Consider the following 20429-nt stretch of genomic DNA (forward strand, 5'->3'; position numbering starts at 1 on the left):
TCAATGTCAATACCTTCTTTGAAACCTTTATGGAGGCGGACACCGATATGGAGATCGATGCTAAAGGTGATGTAAAGTTCAAAGCTAATGTTCGCCGGTTCAAGAACAATTCTCTTTTCCAGCAACTTCTATCTGAATTTATTGATATCAAAGGCGAAGAGGATAATCCCGAACTGATCCGTCCCAATAAGATCAACAAAGAATATAAGATTGAGCAAAATGACTTGACGAAAGAGCAGTATGATCTATTGACGGAAAGTTTCAGCGAAACGGAAAAGGGAGCAATACTCACGCACATTCTTAATGCGCGGCTGATTGCCATTTCTCCGTATTTGTCGCCTTATTATGATGGGGGATTTCCATCTGTTGACAAATTTATTGAAAACTCACCGAAGCTCAACGAAACGATGAACCTCATCCGACAGAATAAACAAGACATTCCGGAGGCTGGTCAGATCATATATTCTGAACTGGCCGTTTCTGAATTTCCAAACTTGAAAGAGTATCTTGTAACCAATATTGGTTACAAGCCTGATGAAATAGGTGTCATTACTGGTGCAACGAGTAAAGCACAGAGGATATCCATTCAGAATGATTTTAATTCCGGGAAGATCAAAATCGTTATCGGCAGTGAAGCTATTCAGGAGGGAATGAATCTCCAGGAAAATACTACGGACCTATACCTGCTGTCCCTACCATACAACTTTACCACATTAAGACAGGTAGAAGGCCGTGCCTGGCGACAGGGAAATAGGCATGAAAATGTTAGGGTGAACTTTATGCTCACCAATGATAGCATTGATGTTTTTATGCTGCAGAAATTACAATCGAAACAGGCAAGATATCTGGAAGCGATGAAGAAGGGAGCTGATGTGCTGGACATTTCGGATATCAGCACACAGGAACTTAAAACCTCAATCATAACGAATCCTGAAACAAGGGCTAATATTGAGATCGAGTTGCTGAAGAAAAAAATTGAAAGTGAGAAAAATAAATATCTGGCAAATATTGCGTTCGTCCTTAGAAAACAAGAAGATTTTCTTAAGGTGAAAGAGATGGTGACTAAAGCTGAACATTCCTTTAACAGAATTTTAGGTTATTCTCAAGATGGTGATATAAATGCTAATTACTGGAAAAATCAACTTCCATCTTACCGGAAAACGATTGACCTTGCTAAAGTGGAAGTTCAGAAAACAATCGAAGTTTTAGCTGAAAAGGGAGTCAATGTTGTGCATATTGAGCTTCAGACAAAAATTGTTCAAGAAAAAATTGCTGAATTAGATAAAAAAATAGAAGGACTTTCTAATTTGAAAGCGAATTTAATTCTGCGGTATCAAATGGAAAAAGAGGAGAAATTGATTAAGACTCTAACTTTTGATAAAATAAAAGAAATGTCGGAAGAAAATTCGAAATTATTTTTAGATTATTATAAAATAGAGCACGCTCAACTTATAGAAAATGACGAACTAATGAAAATTCATGAAAAGTCGCAATTATTAGATGATGATAACTATTCTAATTCATTTGGCAAAAAGAGATAGTTATACATTACAATTTTTAAAATTTATTTTAATTTTGTAAGCTACTGATATTAACATTTCATCTAAAATAATCTTCTCTAAATTAGAATCATTCAACTTAATATTTATATATTCCAGATTTATCTTAAATGGCCTTACAACCTTTTGTAAGGTGTTTTTTTTGCTTTTTATTGTCGATTTTTACTTGTAGAAAGAAAGGAATTTAATTATCGTTTTTCATTAAGAAAGTTTTCATTTAATTGAAAAATATTTAGTCCCTTGTTCGATATATCTTTTAATATTGGCTATAAGAAAAACAAAGAAACGCTCTACAATTGATGGTTCAAATAATTTTGATCCTTTTTCTATTGTGAATTTTCGTGAAATGCCTTTAGATGTAGCAATAAGAATACTCAAAAATTCAGGGATCAATGTTGCAGAGGAAGAGGCATCTGAAATTTTAGCTTTAGCACATTCACTCGCTAAAATAACTATTAAAGAGTTTATTTTAAACCAAGATTAATTCACATATTATTGCTTAAAATGTATTATAGAAATTTATAAAATGACTAATTAAAGTATTTGCCACCAAGTCTTATAACAAACTAAAAATTTTATCTAAATTCTCTATATTTCAATCTGAGATAATAAATGACGAGAGTTTAGCAATTATTAACTGTCTGATTTCTGCTATTTATCTGAAATGATTTTTATTCAATTTTCATAATGTAAAGAAAACTGTCTAATCTTTTAGACGGCTCTTTCTTACAGATAAATTATATGTCTTATTTTTTTAATAAATTTCGATAAAGTCTACACAACTATGAATATTGCATTTCTCACTATTTACAATAAGTATGAGTTTGATGGGTGTTTTCTCAGTTATGCAGATGTCAAAAGCCAGAGTGTGATTTTATTGTTGCTGGAACAATGCTTTTATGCAGAGGTTATTTAATGCTTTCTGTAAGTCATAATATTGCTCTTCTATCTTTCAAATATACTAATCGGCTCAGGGTAAGCATTGACGGGCTGATAATGAATGGATTTTTTATGACAATTTGGTTCATTTTTGATGAATTTCCAATCCAGCATTGATTCTAACTCATTAATTGGATATTCCTTATTTTTTGTTTTGAATTGGCTTTGTTGTTATCAGCTTTACCTTTAATAACAGCAAATCTATTTGGAATAAAGTATTTCGGAGCTATGTTGGTATTGGCATTTGCTTTCAAGGATTTGGTATGAGATGCATTACGAGTGCCAACAGTATTTTCGCTTGCAGAGATTATCTGTTATCGTAATGGATTTTTTATTCCTGTTATATCTTTTATAGTATCGATAGATTTAGTTTTTATAGCAAAAAACCACTAATAACTGATTAAGGTTTTCAAGATAAATCCAAATACAAATCTCATTATGGAACAACTTATTCAGAACAAAAATAGCAACCTTAAAGTTATATAAACATTAAACTGAAATATGTATTTTTGCTCCCGAATCAATTATGGTGGCAATCCACCGGAAAATACGACAATCGTCCCTTTTACAAGAGGTTTGGCTGGCCCTATTGATTTTACACCTGGCACTTTCAACTTCAAAAATATGGCTTTACCAAATACGAAAGTTCATACAACCTTGGCGAAACAATTGGCATTGTCTGTTGTGATCTACAGTCCGCTTCAAATGGCTTCTGATATGATCGAAAACTATGAGAACAATCCAGCGTTTGAGTTCATCACATCGTGCCCTACAGACTGGAGCAAAACCGTAGTTCCGGATGCAAAAATTGGCGAATTTGTAACGATTGCCCGAAAAGATAAAGTGTCCGAAAATTGGTTCTTGGGAAGTATCACCAACATAGATGCGAGAACTGCAAAATTAAATTTAAAGTTTCTGGACCCAAATAAAAAATACATAGCAAAAATTTTCCGGGATGGTAAAGATTCGGATTACGAAACTAATCCTTATCTAATAATCATTGAGAAGAAAGAAGTTGACAGTAAAACGATTTTGTCAGTCGAACTGGCAAGAAGTGGAGGAGTGGCTATAATATTCTCACAATTATAGATTTTTATTATTTTTTAGATGGTTATTCTTCAATGTTGAAAAGTAACCTTCTTTTTTTTATGGGTTGAGAAAAAATCTTAAAATTTTCGATTTTAAATTGAGACTTTTTCGGTTGGAAGCCTTATCTTAAAGACAGTTAAGCATTGTTAAACTGTTCAAGTCCTCTACAAAAGTGTTCGAAAAATGTACCGCTGAGGTCACTTGGCGGTAAAAAGCATTTTTCAAAAATGCTTTTTTTTTAAGTCAATGTTAATCAGTATAATTCATTGGATTACTGAATTCAATTGAAGTGTTCTAAAAAACTGTTCTTTAAAGAGATCTATTTGATAATATTTCCTGATTATTTGGCAGTCTAATTGTTATTTTTGCTGGCAAGCTCTATGTAATGAATAACTTCTTATTAAAAATTTTTCTTCTGTCAAGTTGTTTCTTCTCTGTTTGTCTTTATGCTCAGGATAAGAACCGGCAAAAAATTGACCAGCTATTCAAATTGACTGAAAAATACTCTTGGGAAAACCGTATAAAAGCTCTAAAATATGCGCAGCAGGCTCTAACTATTGCTGAAAAGATTAATGATCCTGAAAAAAAATCATATAGCTATGTATATATAGCTCAGGTGCTCAGTTTTTTAGGTGTAACTGACAGTAGCCTGGACTATTTGAGCAAGGCATCAGATGAACGCTATACATCAGGCGACAAGGTTTTACAGGCCTTTATCAAACAGGAAAAATCAGCTAATTTTGGAAGACTTGGCTTAAATGATCAGGTTTTAAAAGAGAACGAGCAGATCATTCTCCTGCTTGATCAGATAAATACGCCAAAAGCCGCAAGGATCCGTTTGAGGGCATATGGTAATATAGCTGCTCATTATATGAATATTGGTGAGTATAAATTGGCATTGCATTATACAAATCTGGCAGAAAACAGTTCTAAAGATAGCCTGCTACAAAAAACGGAACATATCAAAGGTGCAATATCCAACCTACAGGTTAATAAAGGTTATCTATATCTGTACGGATACAAGAATCAGGACTCCGCATTTTACTACTTCAAAAAAGCACTTGCAACGGTAATAGATGAAAAAGAAGAATCGAAATCCAGTGCTTTCAAAGCAATGGGAGAGTATTACAGCCTACGTCAGAATCAGGAAAAATCTTTACATTATTATCTTTTAGCTGTTAAGGACATAGAAAACCGAAAACTGAATATCCTGAATTATAAAGCTGAATTATTTAAGAAAATCTCAGATCTCTATGCAAAACTTGGTCACACTAAGCAATCTGAATCTTTTCTGGAACTTTATAATCGTGAGAATCAAATTACAGTGAATAGCAATCCTGAAAATATCCGGAAAGCAGTAGACGTGATCTTAAGCGAAACCAATAAAACAAGAGATGATGAGTATACTGGTATCGTTACTATATTCCTTACTTTAATCATTATGGTGATTATAATTTCAATCGGACACCATCAAAGCAGAAATAAAAAAATAAAAAAAGTACTGGAACAAACAGAGAGCCGGCTCGCAATGAAGAGAAGGTTAATTGCCGCTAATGAAGCAGAAAAATTATTGCTGCAAGGAAAAATTCATAATACTTCCGGTGAATTATTAAGTCTTGTTAAATCAAGAGATTTATCTTTCTACCACCGTTTTAATGAAATCTATCCTGATTTTCAAAGAAAATTGCTATTGATTAACCGGGATATCAGCAGCAGCGAATTTATTTTACTTGCCTACGTCTATCTGGATATTGAGACTAAAGATATTGCAGACCTCACCTATAAATCAATTAGAACTGTACAAAACAGAAAGTATAACCTTAGAAAAAAATTAGGACTTAAAAGTAATCAGGATTTTCATATCTGGTTAAAAGAATTGATGACTGATCTTTAATTAAATTCTGTTAATAAATAATCTAGGTGCATTGTTATCTGTTTTTACCCATGAGACTGGTGTAATGTTACGTTTTTGATTTGTAATATATTGATATATAATTGATTGTAAAAAAGAGTATCAGGTGAGTATTATGATAATTGCTTTAGTTGTCCAAGATCATTTGCTTTGTAGTAGTGATTAAACATCACAAAATTTCGTTTAATTTTCCCGGACACAAATTTTATATATAGATCTGTACATAAGTATCAATTTATTACAGTAATTTAAATTAAGGAGGTTTTAATCTCCTTAATTTTTTTATATAATATCCTAACTTAAAAAGATGTAATGTCTTTTACTATTAAAATAGCATTTCCTAAAGGAGTTACAATAATCTCAAATTACCATTCTGATCGAATTCGATTTTTTAAACACTTTATTGGCGGAGAGCAGCAAAGACCTAATTATCTTTTGAATAATTAAAACATTATTGATAGACGCTAACAGGTATTCTTTTTCTATTGTTAGAATCTAATTTAAAACTAGGAATTAATAAACTGATCATTAAAGTAGTTTACTAATTTTGTTTCGCTGGGATTTTTAAAATCAAATCGATTTCAAATCTACACTTTATGTTATCTGAACAGCGTGCTTAAATATCTTTATCTTCTTATATATTATGAAAAACAAATTCACCAGACTTAATGAGGAACAGCTGACCACCAAATCCAGTTTCATCGAAAATTATTTGAAATCGCAAAATGCTGCAAGTGGTGCATTATTCGACTCCAATGCTAATGTCTCCAATAAAAATATTGCGACAATGGAAGCCGAACTGAATAAAGATATCAATATACAGGTTAATCGAAAACTTGTCTTTAACAAAATACATGAACTTTTCGGAGAAGACCTGGCTAATGAATACATCAGGCAATTGGAAGAACATGAGATCTATGTCCATGACGAAACCAGCCTTAAACCTTATTGCGCAAGTGTTTCAATGTACCCTTTGCTATTAGATGGATTGACGACACTTGGCGGTGAGTCTAAAGCTCCTAAACATTTGACGAGCTTTTGCGGATCATTTGTTAACTTTTTGTTTTCAGTTTCATCCCAATTTGCGGGGGCCGTTGCTACAGTAGAGTTCCTATTATATTTTGATCATTTTGCCCAAAAAGATTTTGGAGAAAATTACCTTCAAAATTATCATAAAATGATTGAAAATGAACTTCAGCATGTCGTTTATGCGATTAACCAGCCGGCTGCGGCCAGAGGCTATCAATCCGTATTTTGGAATATTTCAATCTATGATCAATCTTATTTTGAATCCATGTTTGGAACATTCGTTTTTCCTGACGGAACCATGCCGGATTATCCTTCTCTAGATCGGCTTCAACAGTTTTTTATGCAATGGTTTAACAAAGAACGATCAAAGGCTGTCCTCACTTTTCCCGTAATTACAGCAGCAATGCTCACAAAAGATAAAAAGGTATTGGATGAATCTTTTTCTGATTTTTGCTCCAAAGAACTAAGCGAAGGCAATTCATTTTTCATTTATCAATCAGAAAATGCAGATTCTTTGGCAAGTTGTTGCCGTTTGAGAAATGAAATTTCTGACAACACTTTCAGTTATTCTTTAGGAGCTGGCGGGGTTTCTACCGGAAGTATTAATGTAATTACGATCAATATGAACCGTCTTTATCAAAAAGGACTTTCTCTGGATATTATGATTGATAATATTCACAAATATCAGGTGGCTTTCAGAAGTCTTATTCAGGATTATAAAAATGCGGGGATGCTTCCTGTTTATGATGCCGGATTTATTTCCCTGGATAAACAATTTTTAACGATCGGGATCAACGGAATGGTTGAGGCAGCAGAATTTCATAACATAGAAATTTCGGATAATGAATGTTACAAAAAATTCATTAATGATAATTTGAAGCTGATTTATGATAAAAATAAAAAAGCAAAGAAAACTTACGGGTTTATGTTTAATACAGAATTTGTCCCTGCTGAAAATTTAGGTGTGAAAAATGCAAATTGGGATAGAGCAGATGGCCTTTTTGTCCCGAGAGATTGCTACAATTCTTATTTTTATATTGTTGAAGATGGGAGTCAAAATCTGATTGATAAATTTTATCTCCACGGAAACGATTACATTAAATATCTGGATGGCGGATCTGCCTACCATTGCAATTTGGAGGAATATCCTACCCGGAAAGGTTTTAAAAAATTATTGGATGTAGCAGCATATACAGGCTGCAATTATTTTTGCTTCAATATAAAGGTTACTGTCTGTAATACATGCGGATTTATCAATAAAAGAACAATGAATCACTGTACAGAATGCCATTCCACCAACATTGACTACGCGACAAGAATAATTGGATATCTGAAAAAAGTTACTAATTTCTCGAAGGACCGTCAAAAAGAAGAAAATATCAGATATTACGGCAATGCTGAAGTATGACAGTTACGATATTGTACTGCAGGAGATCCCTAACGAAATTTCTCTGTGCTTTACCATTACAGGCTGTCAATTGGCTTGTGATGGTTGTCATTCTGAACACCTCTGGAATCTCAAAAATGGGAAAAGACTGAGTCCCGATATGTTTGAAAAATTACTTTTAAAATATTGTGAAACAATTACCTGTGTGATTTTTATGGGAGGAGAGTGGTGCAGTGCTGATCTTCTTATTTTATTAGCTTTGGCAAAAAAAAGATTTCTGAAGGTGGCCTTATATACAGGTTTAAATGAAAAGCAAATGCAAAGAAAATATCCTGACTTATTGGCAAATCTGGATTTTATAAAAACAGGAAAATGGATTTCCGGTTTAGGTGGACTTGGGAGTTCCAAAACCAATCAAGTCCTAAGAAATCTAAAGTCTGGGGAAATATTAAACAAATATTTTCATCACTGATCTTTCAAATTACTTGTGTGGATATTTGTAATTCAAGGCTTATTATACAATACATTCTTCAATCATCCTTCTTATATGTGAAAAATAAAAAAAACAGTCTTAATTCCGGATTAAGACTGTTTTTAATTTTAAAATAAATATTGATTCAGTTCTTCTACAAAACTTCTTTCATGAGGCTCCCATCCTAATTTTTCCTGAGTCTTCACATTTGTTGCCGGACAATCTGCTACAACAAAAAACGTCATCCATGTAAAATATTCTGATGCTTCTTCTGGAGTCAAAGATTTTACAGGAATATCAAGCTTTTCGCCGATTAACTCTGCAAATTCTTTCATTGACAATGGTTTATCATTATTAACAGCATTATATCTCGCTCCAGTTTCTCCTTTTTCAAGTGCCAGACGAAATAGTTTTGCAGCATCTGCACGATGAATAGACGGCCAAACATTATTTCCTTCTCCGATGTAAGCTGCTAATCCTTTAGCCTTCGCCAGTTCAGCAAGCATGACTCCAAAACCTCCTTTGAAACCTGATTCGGAATTTCCGTAAACACTGGGAGAAAGGCGAACGATAGATGCTTTAACACCAGATTCTGATAGATCTACAAAAGCTTTTTCTGAGAATCTGATTGATTCTGCCGGTGCTCTACTTTCCTCTGTGATTTTTCCGTCGATAAGTGGAAGTCCCAAGGTTCCGCCTGTTACCACAATAGGTTTATCTGTTCCTTTCAGCACTTCGCCCATTGCTTCGATGGCTTTCTGGTCTTTTAGCGCGTTACTCTGATAATCTGAAAAATCGTGGATAAAGGCTGTATGAACAACACCATCCGTTTCCCTTGCTCCTTTTTGCAAAATATCGAGACGATCCAAATCTCCCATTAAAACTTCTGCTCCTGCTTCTCTGATGGATTTTGCAGATTCTTCCGAACGCGCCAGTCCAACTACCTGATGTCCGTTTGATAATAATTCTTTTACAACTGCTGAGCCTACAAATCCGGAAGCTCCTGTTACAAATACTTTCATATTCTTAAATTTTGTTTTTTGTTACAATTCTAATGCAAATTTAGTGGTGAGTGAATCTCAAAAACGAGGTCATTTGACACAATTTTATATTAATTCAATAAAAAGAATTAATTTTAAATATAATTTCAGTTTTGAAAATGTCAGAGATTCTTAAAAATTACTTTCAGAAAGTGCTTCCCGATTTTACAGATGAAAAGTTTAATTTCATTGTATATAAAAGCCAATTGATAAAACTCCAGCGCAAAGAGGTTGTTTGCAGACAGGGCGAAGTTTGTAATCTGAAAATCTTTGTTGCCAAAGGACTTCTGCGGAATTATTCAGTTTCTGAAGACGGCAATGAACATATTCTTCAGTTTGTGAATGAAATGTCCTGGACAACCGACCCCGAAAGTTTCTACAACAATACGCCTTCTAAACTCAACATAGAAGCAATGGAAGTGTCTGAGATCTTCGCTTTCAATCTGGAAGATTTTACTGAACTAAGAGAACAAATCCCTGAACTTAATATTTTTGTAGAAAACATCCTGACAAGAAAATCGATGGAAATCCATAAACGGCTTTTGATGAATATCAGCAGCAGTCCGGAAGAAAAATACCGGGATTTCATAAACACTTACCCTGACATCTTCAATCGTGTTCCTCTGCATATGGTGGCTTCCTATCTGGGGCTTTCAAGAGAAACATTATCGCGTGTCCGCAGAAATATTCTGAAAACCGTGATTTAAACTATCCATCTGGAGTTTTTTAAATTGTAATGAACAAAGCTCTTATCAAATTGATTATTGTTTAATCATTTTTTCTACAATCTCTCCCGAGTCTGTTTTTATTTTCAATAAATAATTTCCTTTAGAAAGCTGACTGACATTTATCTTATCCGAATTTTCAGTTTTAATTAGTCTTCCTAATGTATCAAAAATTTCTACAGATTTGACAGATTTTTGGGAATCGATATAGATGAAATCCTTGGCAGGATTCGGATAAACCGTAACCTGAGTTTTATTGACATCAGCCACGCCAAGTGTCTGGTAAGTGTTATAAAAATTCAGGATCCCATAACCCATTTGGGCTGTGTAATTGGGATATAATGAAGCATTTTGTCTCAGCCTGTTTTTGATTTCTTCTCTTGATATAGTTTTTGGAAGAGATTGTAAAAGACAGGCTACACCTCCTGCTGCAACGGGATTTGCCAAAGATGTTCCGCTGGCTTGCGTCACTTGGCTGCCAAAGACAGTATAGGTTTCTGAACCTCTTGCTGAAGCATCAGGCTTTATTACACCCACAGAATTAGGACCAAAGGACGAAAAAGATGAGCTTTTGCCCAAAGCTGTTACAGACCCAATGGTGAAAACTTTTGAATTGTCTGCAGGTGTTGACACATAATGCCATTCATTGTTTCCCTCATTCCCGGCTGCAAAGGTTACAAAAATCCCTTTTTGTGTAGCGATCTGCGCGCCCCTTGCTATGAAAGAAGTTGTACCGTTCATGTCTTCATAGGTATAATCGTACCGGCTGTCATCAAAAGTTGTATAGCCGAGAGATGTGGAGATGACATCAACACCTTTTCTGTCTGCTTCTTCTGCTGCTTCTATCCAGTAAAGCTGTTCCTCCGGAATTTCGTTAGCAGCATCTTCAGAGGCATAAAGATAAAAATCTGCGTCAGGTGCAGTCCCGACAAACTGATTATTCAGGAATCCGCCAATGGTTCCCAGACAGATCGATCCGTGAGTATTAAGGCTGGTATTGTATATGTCATTGCTTTTATTGATAAAATTATAACCGCCCTTGATCTGACCGTTATCACGAAGTCTTTTAAATGCGTTGCCGGTGTCAACAGATGGAAAGCCGGTATCGATCACAGCGATGGTCATCCCTGTTCCTGTGTAGCCTGCGACATGCAACGCACGCAAATTAATCTGGTCGATCTGTGCAAGCCCGTTTCCATAATTGTAATTCGTAAGAATTCCTTTATTATCGTATTCTTTGAATTTTTCAATTTTATCCTTCCGCTTTCCACCATTTGGATTTCTCACAAAACTTTCCACATGATCCACATAGTTTTGCTGGGACAGTTGGACAATCTGTGCGGTTGTGGCATTCACAGCAACACCATTCAGCCATTTAGAGTAATCTGTAACTATGAATCCAAGGTTTTTGATATTCTGAATATAGGATTGTTCAATCGGAGCATCCTGATCTGTGAGGGCGATTCCCAGGTTGGTTCGTCTGTCAAGAGATTTCTGTGTGAGCTCTGACAATGGGTTGCTGTAAAAGGCTGTTTTATTGGGTTTGTCTTTGAAGAAAACAAAAACCAATTCAGTCTGTGCATTGGCCGCCAATGATAAGCCGACCAATAAAATTGTAAAGATTTTTCTCACGTTTCGGGGAATTTGATTTTTTAAACTGATAAATAAATGTAAATTTACAAAATAAACTTTTCGCTTATAAGAATCATAAATAAAAATAAAATGAAAGCTTATAAGCATTGAAAAATTAAATATTTGCCTATGAAAAAGATCCAGATGGTTGATTTACAAAGCCAGTATTATAAAATAAAAAGTGAAGTTGATAATGCAGTGCTCAATGTGATGGATTCTGCTGCTTTTATAAACGGTCCCGAAGTCAAATCCTTCCAGGCTGACCTGGAAAATTATTTGGATGTAAAACATGTTATTCCTTGTGCCAACGGAACAGATGCGCTGCAGATTGCTTTGATGGCATTGGATCTAAAGGAAGGTGATGAAGTCATTACTGCGGATTTTACTTTCGCTGCAACCGTGGAAGTAATTCATTTATTGAAACTGAAATCTGTTTTAGTGGATGTTAATTATGACACTTTTATAATTGATACAGACGCCATTAAAAAGGCTATCACGCCAAGAACAAAAGCGATAATTCCGGTTCATCTGTTCGGACAGTGTAGCAATATGGAAGAAATTCTGAAAATAGCAAAAGAACACAATCTTTATGTAGTTGAAGATAATGCACAGGCTATCGGTGCAGATTTCATTTTTTCTGATAGAACTGAAAAGAAATCAGGAACAATGGGCACTATCGGAACAACATCATTTTTCCCTTCAAAGAATCTGGGCTGTTATGGCGACGGAGGTGCAATTTTCACTAACGATGACGAATTGGCTCACAGATTGCGTGGAATTGTCAACCACGGAATGTACGAGCGCTATTACCACGACGAAGTTGGCGTTAATTCCAGGTTAGACAGTATTCAGGCAGCGATTTTAAGAAAAAAATTACCAAACCTGGATTCCTACAACGAAGCGAGAAGAAAAGCAGCCGATTATTATGATGAAGCTTTTGCCGGAAACGAAAATATCCTGACTCCAAAAAGAGCGGAAAACTCGACACACGTTTTTCATCAATATACATTAAGAATCACGAACGGAAAACGAAACGAATTACAGCAGTTTTTGGCTGAGAAAGAAATCCCGGCAATGATTTATTATCCGGTGGCGCTTAGAAAACAAAAAGCTTATTATCAGGAGAGTGATCCTGCTGATTTCATCAACACAGATAAATTACTGGATCAAGTGATTTCTTTACCGATGCATACAGAATTGGACGAGGAACAATTGAAATATATTGCGGATTCTGTTTTGGAGTTTTTTGCTAGTAGATATGGAGAGTAAAAAGGTTTTTAAATATAAATTGGTTTATTGGTTCACTGTCATTGTAAGTTTAATTTTTGCAATATTGTTCAGTTTTGCTTCCCTTAATAGAATAATTACCAATGCATTTCTGAATATCAGAGATTTTTTGTATTCCATGTTTATATTTATTACGACGATATTATCATCTGTAACCTTCTTTTTATTGATAATTAAAAACCCAAAATCAATATTATTTTTTTCTAGCATTATCTATCTTATAATTATTGCAATCTCTTATAGCATTTTTGAATCAATTTTTATTTTAAAAACTTTCGGTAATGGATCTAACATGGATTATATTTTAACTCCAATAGTTTATTTGATATTATTGGGTTTAATATTAATGGTTCGTAAAAGTCAATATAGAAGAAGCTATTTTCACGAGTTAGAAGAAATCGGAAATGAAAAATAAAATAGATTAATAACACACATAAAACTATGTCCATACTTGTAACAGGCGGTCTCGGCTATATCGGTTCTCACACAGTTGTAGAACTTATTAATAATAATTTTGATGTCATTATTGTAGATGATCTATCAAATTCAGAAAAATTCATCCTTGATAATATCGAGGAAATCACAGGCAAAAGACCGATTTTCTATCCTTTTGATCTGAGAAGAAAAGAATTGCTGACTCAGGTTTTTGATGCTCACAATATCGAAGGTTGTATCAATTTTGCCGCCTCAAAAGCAGTGGGAGAAAGTATGACAGAACCGTTGAAATATTATGAAAACAATTTGTTTTCTTTGATCAATGTGCTTCAGGAATTCAAAGAAAGGAATATTTCTAATTTCATATTCAGTTCTTCCTGTACAGTTTATGGTCAGGCAGACGAAATGCCAATTGATGAAAATACGCCACTCAAAGAAGCCGAATCTTCTTACGGAAAAACCAAGCAAATGGGTGAAGATATCCTGAAAGATTTTTCCAGAGCTTATCAAAAAAAAGTAAGTTTATTAAGATATTTTAACCCGATTGGTGCACATCCAACCGCTTTATTAGGTGAGTTGCCAGCAGGAATTCCAAACAATTTGGTTCCTTATGTGACGCAAACAGCTGCAGGAATCAGAGAAAAACTGAGCATTTGGGGCGATGATTATCCTACTGAAGACGGAACGGCAGTTCGCGATTATATTTATGTGGTGGATTTGGCAAAAGCACACGTTGCTGCACTCAAAAAGTTGCTAAATTCTGAAAATGAAACCGTTCTTGATATTTACAATCTCGGAACCGGAAAAGGTTCTTCCGTTTTAGAAGTCGTTAAGGCATTTGAATTGGCTAATAATGTTCCAGTTCCATATCAGATCTGTCCAAGAAGAGAAGGAGACATCACTGTTGCGTACGCCAATGCAGACAAAGCCGAAAAAGAACTCGGCTGGAAATCTGAAACCTCGTTGGAAGAATCACTCAAAACCACCTGGGAATGGCAAAAATATTTGAATGACAGAAATAATTAAAAATTAAAATCCAATCAACTCTGATTGGAATTTTCATTACATTTCCTTCTCAGCAAAACTGAAAATATTATGAAGTTTAATTTCCGAAAAACCTTTAGATTTAATTTTCGAAGCAACTACCATTGCCTTCGCCAAAATTTCCGTAGGAAGAGGTTTTTGACTTTTGAAAAGTCCAAATTTATTAAGGAACTTAATAAATTTCAAACCTGTAACTTCTGCACTTCTGTCAGAATATTTACGTTCCAGCATTCCTGGTTTGAAAATGGTTGTCTTTTCGAATTTCAGATTTTTAACCGCATCTTCCAGTTCTCCTTTTATTCTGGAGTAGAAGATTTTAGAATCAGGACTTGCTCCGTAAGCAGAAACTAAAATATAATCTTCAACGCCATTTCCTTTCGCCACTTTAGCAAAATTGAATTGATAATCATAATCAATTACTTTTTGATTTTCTTTACTTCCTGCGTTTTTAAGAGTTGTTCCCAGGCAAGAGAAAGCCACATCGCCTTTCACAAGATGTTTCCATTCTTCCGGATGGTCAAAATCTACAATATGAGCCGTTACTTTTTCGTGATGAAAATCCGAACGTCTGCGCACAAAAATATCGATTTGTTTGAAGTCAGAATCCTCACAAAGCAGATTCACCAGATCTGTTCCTGTTGCACCAGTCGCACCAATTATCAAAGCTTTCATAAAATAGAGATTTGATAATAAAGTTAAAAATTTATTTATTGATAACTACAAACTTTGATTAAAATTTTCAGAAATATAAAATTCATTTTTGTCTTTAAGAATTATTTTGCCGGTACTTTTGCCACGGTTGATTTCCATAATATAATTCTTATTAATAATCGTTGATTTATTGATTCTAACAAAATTTTCTGGCAAGATGTATTCTAATTTTTTCAAAGAAATGCGAATGGTTTTTTTTCCATTTTCCAAAATGAAATTAGTGTAGTACGTTTCCGAAGAGAGGTACATTAAGCTTGATTTTTCTATGTAATGGTTTCTATTTCCTTCTGGGATTATCAAAATCTGAGATTCATTTTGCAATCCGGATTTCAGTTGCAACAGCATTTTTTCAAAATCCAAAGTTCCTATTTTGGAGACAGCTTTTTCTACAGACTTGAGAAACCGTTCCTCCGAATAGGGTTTCAACAGATAATCCAGTGCTTCGATTTCAAAAGCTTTTACTGCATAGGCATCGAAAGCGGTGACAAAAATAATTTTCCCAAAAAAAGTATTTTTAATTTTTGATAAAAGATCAAAAGCAGAAGCATCTTTCAATTGTATGTCTAGAAAAATAAGATCCGGATGTGATTTTTGAATTTTTTCTTCGCCTTCGGACATAGATTTTGCAACATCCAGCAACTGAAGTTTAGGATGATTTTCAACCATTCTCGTCAATCTTTTCAGAGCTGGAGCTTCATCTTCTATGATTATTGTTTTTATATGGCTCATTGTAGAAAAATCTTATTGATCACCCAGTCTTCATCTTGGTAAATCTGAAAAGAGTGTTTCTCTCCCGCAAATAGTTCCATTCTTTGGGAAACGTTGTTAAGTCCTATTTTTTGAGCAATTAAATTCAATGGATGCCCGTCGTTTTTTATGATGATGGAATTGTCGTCAGATTTTATAATGATCGTAAGTGGTTTTTGTAAATCTTTGTAACCATGTTTGATAGCGTTTTCTACCAAAGGTTGCATAATCATACTTGGGATTTTTTTGTCCATCATTTTTTCCTCAATCAAAATTTCATAATTCAGTTGTTCCTCATATCTTATTTTTTCGATAGAAAGATATTTTTTTATAAGATCTAGTTCTTCTTTGACGGAAACTGGTGTTAGAAAATCGGTATGCAGAGAAGTTCGCAAAATATCACTGATGTCGATGAGCATTTCCTGAGCCTTGCTTTTATTGTCATCAATCTCTGCAACAACGCTGTTGAGAGCATTAAACAGAAAATGCGGTTGCAACTGACTTTTCAGGATCTGAAGTTTTGTATTGTTAAGTTCCAACTCCAGATTTTTTTGTTTTTCGAAAAGCAATTTTTCTTTGTTGATGTATTCATAAGCATACAAAACAGCAATCTGAAAAAGATAATTCTTGGTAATGTTGTGGAAATTGGCAACTGCAAAACGAAAGATGCTTTCTTTATAATCCGAAGGGTTTTCTGAAAAAATAATAGGAAAAAGATGCATTATCAGAATGAAAACAAAACTATAAAATATACCAAAAATGCCTAAAATTAAAACCCTGCTAAAAGTTTTGAATCTGGAAGAATAATCGAAAACGGGAATCAGAAATAAGAATAATAAAAAAATACCGGTGAGTAAACTGGCGCCGGGCGTAATGAGATAATCGCTCAGTTTATATATATGCAAACCAGATATTTCTACTGCTGCGAGTTGCAAAACAGTAAAAATTGCCAGGGCAAACCATAATATCAAAACCCAACTGATGCGATTCATTTTCAATATTTTATGCAAATAAAAATAATCCTTTTTTATTACTCTGGAATTATTCTATAAAATTATAAGTCTGATTTTGCTTTCGCAAATACAAAATCAGGTTTTCATATCAAATTTTTCTGATTTCATATCAAATTCTAATCACAAACAAAAATGATTTTGAATTTTACAATTCAAAATCAACAAAATCTATACTTATGAAAACAATTTCTCTATCCGTTATTTTTCTTCTGATGGCAAATTCCTCTTTTTCCCAGTCTTTTGAAGAAATTCATTTTCCGGATATTACGACTACAATTTCTTCTTCCAGAAGCGCTAATTTTCTGGATGTTAATAACGATGGATTGGATGATATTTTTTTTACAAACGGTTTATCGACTGGCGAAAAAAATATGCTTTACATCAACAATGGAGACGGAACTTTTACTACTGTTACAGATAATGATATTGTAGAACACAGCATTCGAGCAGTTGGAGCTAGTTTCGCTGATGTTGACAATGACGGTGATAATGACGCTTATGTTGTAACTTGGGGAGCTAACGGACAGTCAAAAAGAAATTATTTCTACAGAAACAACGGAAACGGAAGTTTTACTTTCGAAGAGAATGTTGCTCCGAATCTTACTTATTCCGAAACCTCAGCTTGGATAGATGCAAATAATGATGGTTATCTTGACCTTTACGTCACCAACAGTGCTGCTGCTCTCAGAAATCTGTACTTTGAAAATCAAAAAGACGGAACATTCCTTCAGAAAACAAATCTTGCAATTACTAACGAGCAAAAACCATCGCGATCTGCAGATTGGGTGGATTATGACAACGATGGCGATAATGACCTTTTTGTGACCAACGAGGGTAATAATAGAAACACACTTTACAGGAATGACGGAAACGGGCAGTTTACTCAGATCGCGGATAACGCCATTGTTCTAGACATCCGCGATTCTATGGGAAGTTCGTGGGCAGATGTGAATAACGATGGTGATTTTGACCTTTTGGTAACCAACAGTAATCAGGCAAACCAATTGTTTATAAACGATGGAAACGGGAATTTTACAGAGAAAAAAGATTCTGCGATTGCTGCAGAAATCACCAATTCTTTCGGGTCTGTTTTTGCAGATTTTGATAATGATGGCGATCTTGATTTATTTATCGCAAATTCTTATTCAGACAATCACTTCCTGAATTCAGTTTTTATCAACGACGGAAAAGGAAACTTTACAAAAGATACAGAAAGTGAACTCGCAAACAATGTTGGATGGACCTATTCTGCGGCTTTTGGAGATTATAACAATGATGGCTGGCTGGACGTTATTCTCGCTAACAATCAAAATGAAGCCCAGACCAATTCTGTTTTCAAAAACACAGGTTCGGGAAAAAACTGGACAAAAGTGAGGCTGTCAGGTACCAATTCCAACAAATCTGCAATAGGAGCTATTCTGAAATTGACAACAATGATCGATGGGAAAACAATCACGCAAACCCGTAAAATAGAATCAGCATCCGGATATTGTAGCCAAAACAGTCTGACGGCACATTTCGGATTGGATAGTGCAATACAGATCCAAAAATTAGAAATCAAATGGCCATCTGGATTAACGGAAGTTTTCGATAATGTTTCGGTTAATTCTGTCAATCATTTGACTGAAGGAACGGGAACTATGAATGTGAGCGATTCAAAAACACATTCAATAAGAATCTATCCTAACCCGGTAAAAGAAATTCTTTTTATCGATTTGAAAGACAATGTTTTAAATGAAAATAACAAGTTAGATATTTCGGATTCGTCGGGAAAATTAATAAGAACCGAAAACTTGAAATCTAAAACTGAAAATAAAATTTCCTTAAAGCATATTCCAAAAGGCGTTTACTTTTATCAAATTTCAAATGATAAACAAAATATAAAATCAGGGAAAATTATAAAAGATTAAAAAAACACAAAAAATCATATAAATAGTTGCTGATCGTCGGTTGACGGTTTGTCAATCATAATGATAACTCCGATGTTTTCCGGAGTTTTTTAATATCTCAATTCAACTGGTTACGGTATTCTGCCCAAATAATCTTAAACCATTCCGTAAAATCATCAGGATTCTCCGTGATTTCAGTCTGCAAATCAGCGATAGAAATATACCGGATTTCAGAAACTTCCTCAGGATTCAAATCAAATTCGCCTTCAAAATTTCCAGTGAAAACGTGATCCAATTCGTGTTCCCAAAGCCCGTCTCCAACATCCGCTTTGTAAATAAAATGAAATTTTTCCGTCAGCTCACAATCGATGCCCAATTCCTCTTTCGTGCGTCTTTTCGCGCCATCAAGATAAGACTCCTCCAGGCGAGGGTGCGAACAGCACGCATTGGTCCACTGGTTCGGCGAATGGTACTTTTGTCCCGAACGTTTCTGCAAAAGCATTTCACCCTTTTCATTGAATAGAAAAACCGAAAATGCACGATGCAAAAGTCCATTTTCATGCGCCTGCATTTTTTCCATTTGCCCCAAAACTTCATCCTGAGGATTCACCAAAACCACTTTTTCCATAGCACAAAAATACGGATTTTAAATGTAATTTTTAGGAGCTAATCCCGCTTTCCGTTGCAATCTTTTTTTGCAAGAAGTTTTCACTAATAAATAGAACTTTTAGTAAAAGCAAAAAAGGATTTCCACTACAATCCGGGCTATGTGTTTTGTCTGTAAATTGAAATCTAGTAGAATGAATTGACTTCCTTAAATAATTCTATACCTAGAAAAATTAATGTTCCAAGAGTAAGTATAAAGCATAGTATAGTTAAGTAAAACGAAAATCGATATATTAAACCTCGCCAATAAATAAAAGTGTTATTCAAAAATAAAGAGTTATATTTTTTTAGACTTATATCCATAGAATAGCAAAAACAACTCTTGAATTTTATCTAAATATTCCTTATTTTCAAATTCGTTTTCATAAATTTCTTTTAACAATTTTATGAAATTTGGGTCATTTCTTAATTGCTCATTATAAGTTAAATTCCAATCAAAATCTTTATTTATAATTTTGATTATTTCCTCCGAATCTTCATTGTTATTAAATTTATTTTTTTCAAGATTTAATGATGAATGAAAACCTTTTAATAGTCCGTACAAACTTTTGGAAATGTTTTCCAATATTAATTCTGTTACAAAAGATAATATTCTAAATGATAAACCAAAACAACAAATTAGTAAAAAATTTTTTATAACCATTACTCTTAAAGCTTCGGTGCCTTGAATTTTATCAATTTCACTTTTTCCATTTGTTATTAATAAAACAATTGCGGCTAATGAAAAACCTACAATCCAAAGAACTATTTGTTCTGCTCTTTCAAAAAATAAATGTCTTTTTTTTATGTTTTCTGAAAGAGATTCATTTAGTAAGTTTATTATTGTTTTAATGCCTTCTTTTGTCATATTCTA

Annotated in this window: 17 protein-coding genes; 10 read left to right on the forward strand and 7 right to left on the reverse strand. The window is 34.1% G+C overall.

Annotation, left to right across the window (positions count from 1 at the left end; genetic code table 11):
• The 6 genes from BUA97_RS14175 to nrdG all read left to right on the forward strand — a co-directional run.
• On the forward strand, nucleotides 1-1541 hold a 1541-nt coding region (locus BUA97_RS14175), incomplete at its 5' end, for a helicase-related protein (protein ID WP_221405666.1).
• Nucleotides 1542-1821: 280 nt separating this feature from the next.
• Nucleotides 1822-2043, forward strand: a complete 222-nt coding sequence (locus tag BUA97_RS14180) for a hypothetical protein (protein ID WP_072999445.1) — start codon at nucleotides 1822-1824, stop codon at nucleotides 2041-2043.
• Between the two features lie 956 nt (nucleotides 2044-2999).
• Nucleotides 3000-3587, forward strand: coding sequence for a glycoside hydrolase family 97 C-terminal domain-containing protein (locus BUA97_RS14185; protein ID WP_072999448.1), 588 nt, complete (start codon nucleotides 3000-3002; stop codon nucleotides 3585-3587).
• Nucleotides 3588-4077: 490 nt separating this feature from the next.
• Nucleotides 4078-5481 carry a helix-turn-helix transcriptional regulator gene (locus BUA97_RS14190; protein ID WP_139258338.1) on the forward strand — a complete coding sequence of 468 codons (1404 nt, stop codon included), beginning with the start codon at nucleotides 4078-4080 and terminating at the stop codon, nucleotides 5479-5481.
• A 661-nt stretch (nucleotides 5482-6142) separates the two neighbouring features.
• The gene (nrdD, locus tag BUA97_RS14195) at nucleotides 6143-7936 is read left to right on the forward strand and encodes an anaerobic ribonucleoside-triphosphate reductase (protein WP_072999452.1); all 1794 of its coding nucleotides are present in this window, start codon (nucleotides 6143-6145) and stop codon (nucleotides 7934-7936) included.
• Nucleotides 7923-8387, forward strand: a complete 465-nt coding sequence (gene nrdG, locus BUA97_RS14200) for an anaerobic ribonucleoside-triphosphate reductase activating protein (protein ID WP_072999454.1) — start codon at nucleotides 7923-7925, stop codon at nucleotides 8385-8387. The genes nrdD and nrdG overlap by 14 nt, the downstream gene beginning before the upstream one ends.
• Before the next feature lie 128 nt (nucleotides 8388-8515).
• On the opposite strand, the gene BUA97_RS14205 is transcribed toward nrdG, so the two are convergent.
• Entirely contained in the window at nucleotides 8516-9409 is an 894-nt protein-coding gene (locus BUA97_RS14205) for an SDR family oxidoreductase (protein ID WP_072999456.1), read from the reverse strand.
• Nucleotides 9410-9546: 137 nt separating this feature from the next.
• Between BUA97_RS14205 and BUA97_RS14210 the strand changes: the two genes are divergently transcribed.
• On the forward strand, nucleotides 9547-10134 hold the full coding sequence (locus tag BUA97_RS14210) for a Crp/Fnr family transcriptional regulator (protein ID WP_072999458.1): 588 nt from the start codon (nucleotides 9547-9549) through the stop codon (nucleotides 10132-10134).
• Nucleotides 10135-10188: 54 nt separating this feature from the next.
• On the opposite strand, the gene BUA97_RS14215 is transcribed toward BUA97_RS14210, so the two are convergent.
• Nucleotides 10189-11784 carry a S8/S53 family peptidase gene (locus tag BUA97_RS14215; RefSeq protein WP_073000085.1) on the reverse strand — a complete coding sequence of 532 codons (1596 nt, stop codon included), beginning with the start codon at nucleotides 11782-11784 and terminating at the stop codon, nucleotides 10189-10191.
• 129 nt (nucleotides 11785-11913) lie between these two features.
• Between BUA97_RS14215 and BUA97_RS14220 the strand changes: the two genes are divergently transcribed.
• Complete coding sequence (locus BUA97_RS14220) at nucleotides 11914-13053, forward strand: DegT/DnrJ/EryC1/StrS family aminotransferase (protein WP_072999460.1); 1140 nt, start codon at nucleotides 11914-11916, stop codon at nucleotides 13051-13053.
• 459 nt (nucleotides 13054-13512) lie between these two features.
• A complete protein-coding gene (galE, locus tag BUA97_RS14230) occupies nucleotides 13513-14532 on the forward strand; it encodes a UDP-glucose 4-epimerase GalE (RefSeq protein WP_072999465.1) in 1020 nt (339 codons plus the stop codon).
• A gap of 36 nt (nucleotides 14533-14568) precedes the next feature.
• Here galE and BUA97_RS14235 read toward each other — a convergent pair whose 3' ends face one another.
• Genes BUA97_RS14235 through BUA97_RS14245 form a run of 3 tightly spaced genes read right to left on the reverse strand, consistent with a single transcriptional unit; the run spans nucleotide 14569 to nucleotide 17000 of the window.
• Complete coding sequence (locus BUA97_RS14235) at nucleotides 14569-15222, reverse strand: NAD(P)H-binding protein (protein ID WP_072999467.1); 654 nt, start codon at nucleotides 15220-15222, stop codon at nucleotides 14569-14571.
• 45 nt (nucleotides 15223-15267) lie between these two features.
• Nucleotides 15268-15990, reverse strand: a complete 723-nt coding sequence (locus BUA97_RS14240; RefSeq protein WP_072999469.1) for a LytR/AlgR family response regulator transcription factor — start codon at nucleotides 15988-15990, stop codon at nucleotides 15268-15270.
• Complete coding sequence (locus BUA97_RS14245) at nucleotides 15987-17000, reverse strand: sensor histidine kinase (protein ID WP_072999472.1); 1014 nt, start codon at nucleotides 16998-17000, stop codon at nucleotides 15987-15989. The genes BUA97_RS14240 and BUA97_RS14245 overlap by 4 nt, the downstream gene beginning before the upstream one ends.
• 197 nt (nucleotides 17001-17197) lie before the next feature.
• Here BUA97_RS14245 and BUA97_RS14250 point away from each other — a divergent pair, with 197 nt between their 5' ends.
• On the forward strand, nucleotides 17198-18931 hold the full coding sequence (locus tag BUA97_RS14250) for an FG-GAP-like repeat-containing protein (protein WP_072999474.1): 1734 nt from the start codon (nucleotides 17198-17200) through the stop codon (nucleotides 18929-18931).
• A 97-nt stretch (nucleotides 18932-19028) separates the two neighbouring features.
• On the opposite strand, the gene idi is transcribed toward BUA97_RS14250, so the two are convergent.
• Nucleotides 19029-19538: an isopentenyl-diphosphate Delta-isomerase gene (gene idi, locus BUA97_RS14255; RefSeq protein WP_072999476.1), complete on the reverse strand. Its 510-nt coding sequence runs from the start codon at nucleotides 19536-19538 to the stop codon at nucleotides 19029-19031.
• 315 nt (nucleotides 19539-19853) lie between these two features.
• Nucleotides 19854-20423, reverse strand: a complete 570-nt coding sequence (locus tag BUA97_RS14260; protein WP_072999478.1) for a hypothetical protein — start codon at nucleotides 20421-20423, stop codon at nucleotides 19854-19856.
• Nucleotides 20424-20429: the final 6 nt, after the last annotated feature.

This window comes from Epilithonimonas mollis, from assembly GCF_900142325.1.
Lineage (GTDB): Bacteria > Bacteroidota > Bacteroidia > Flavobacteriales > Weeksellaceae > Epilithonimonas > Epilithonimonas mollis.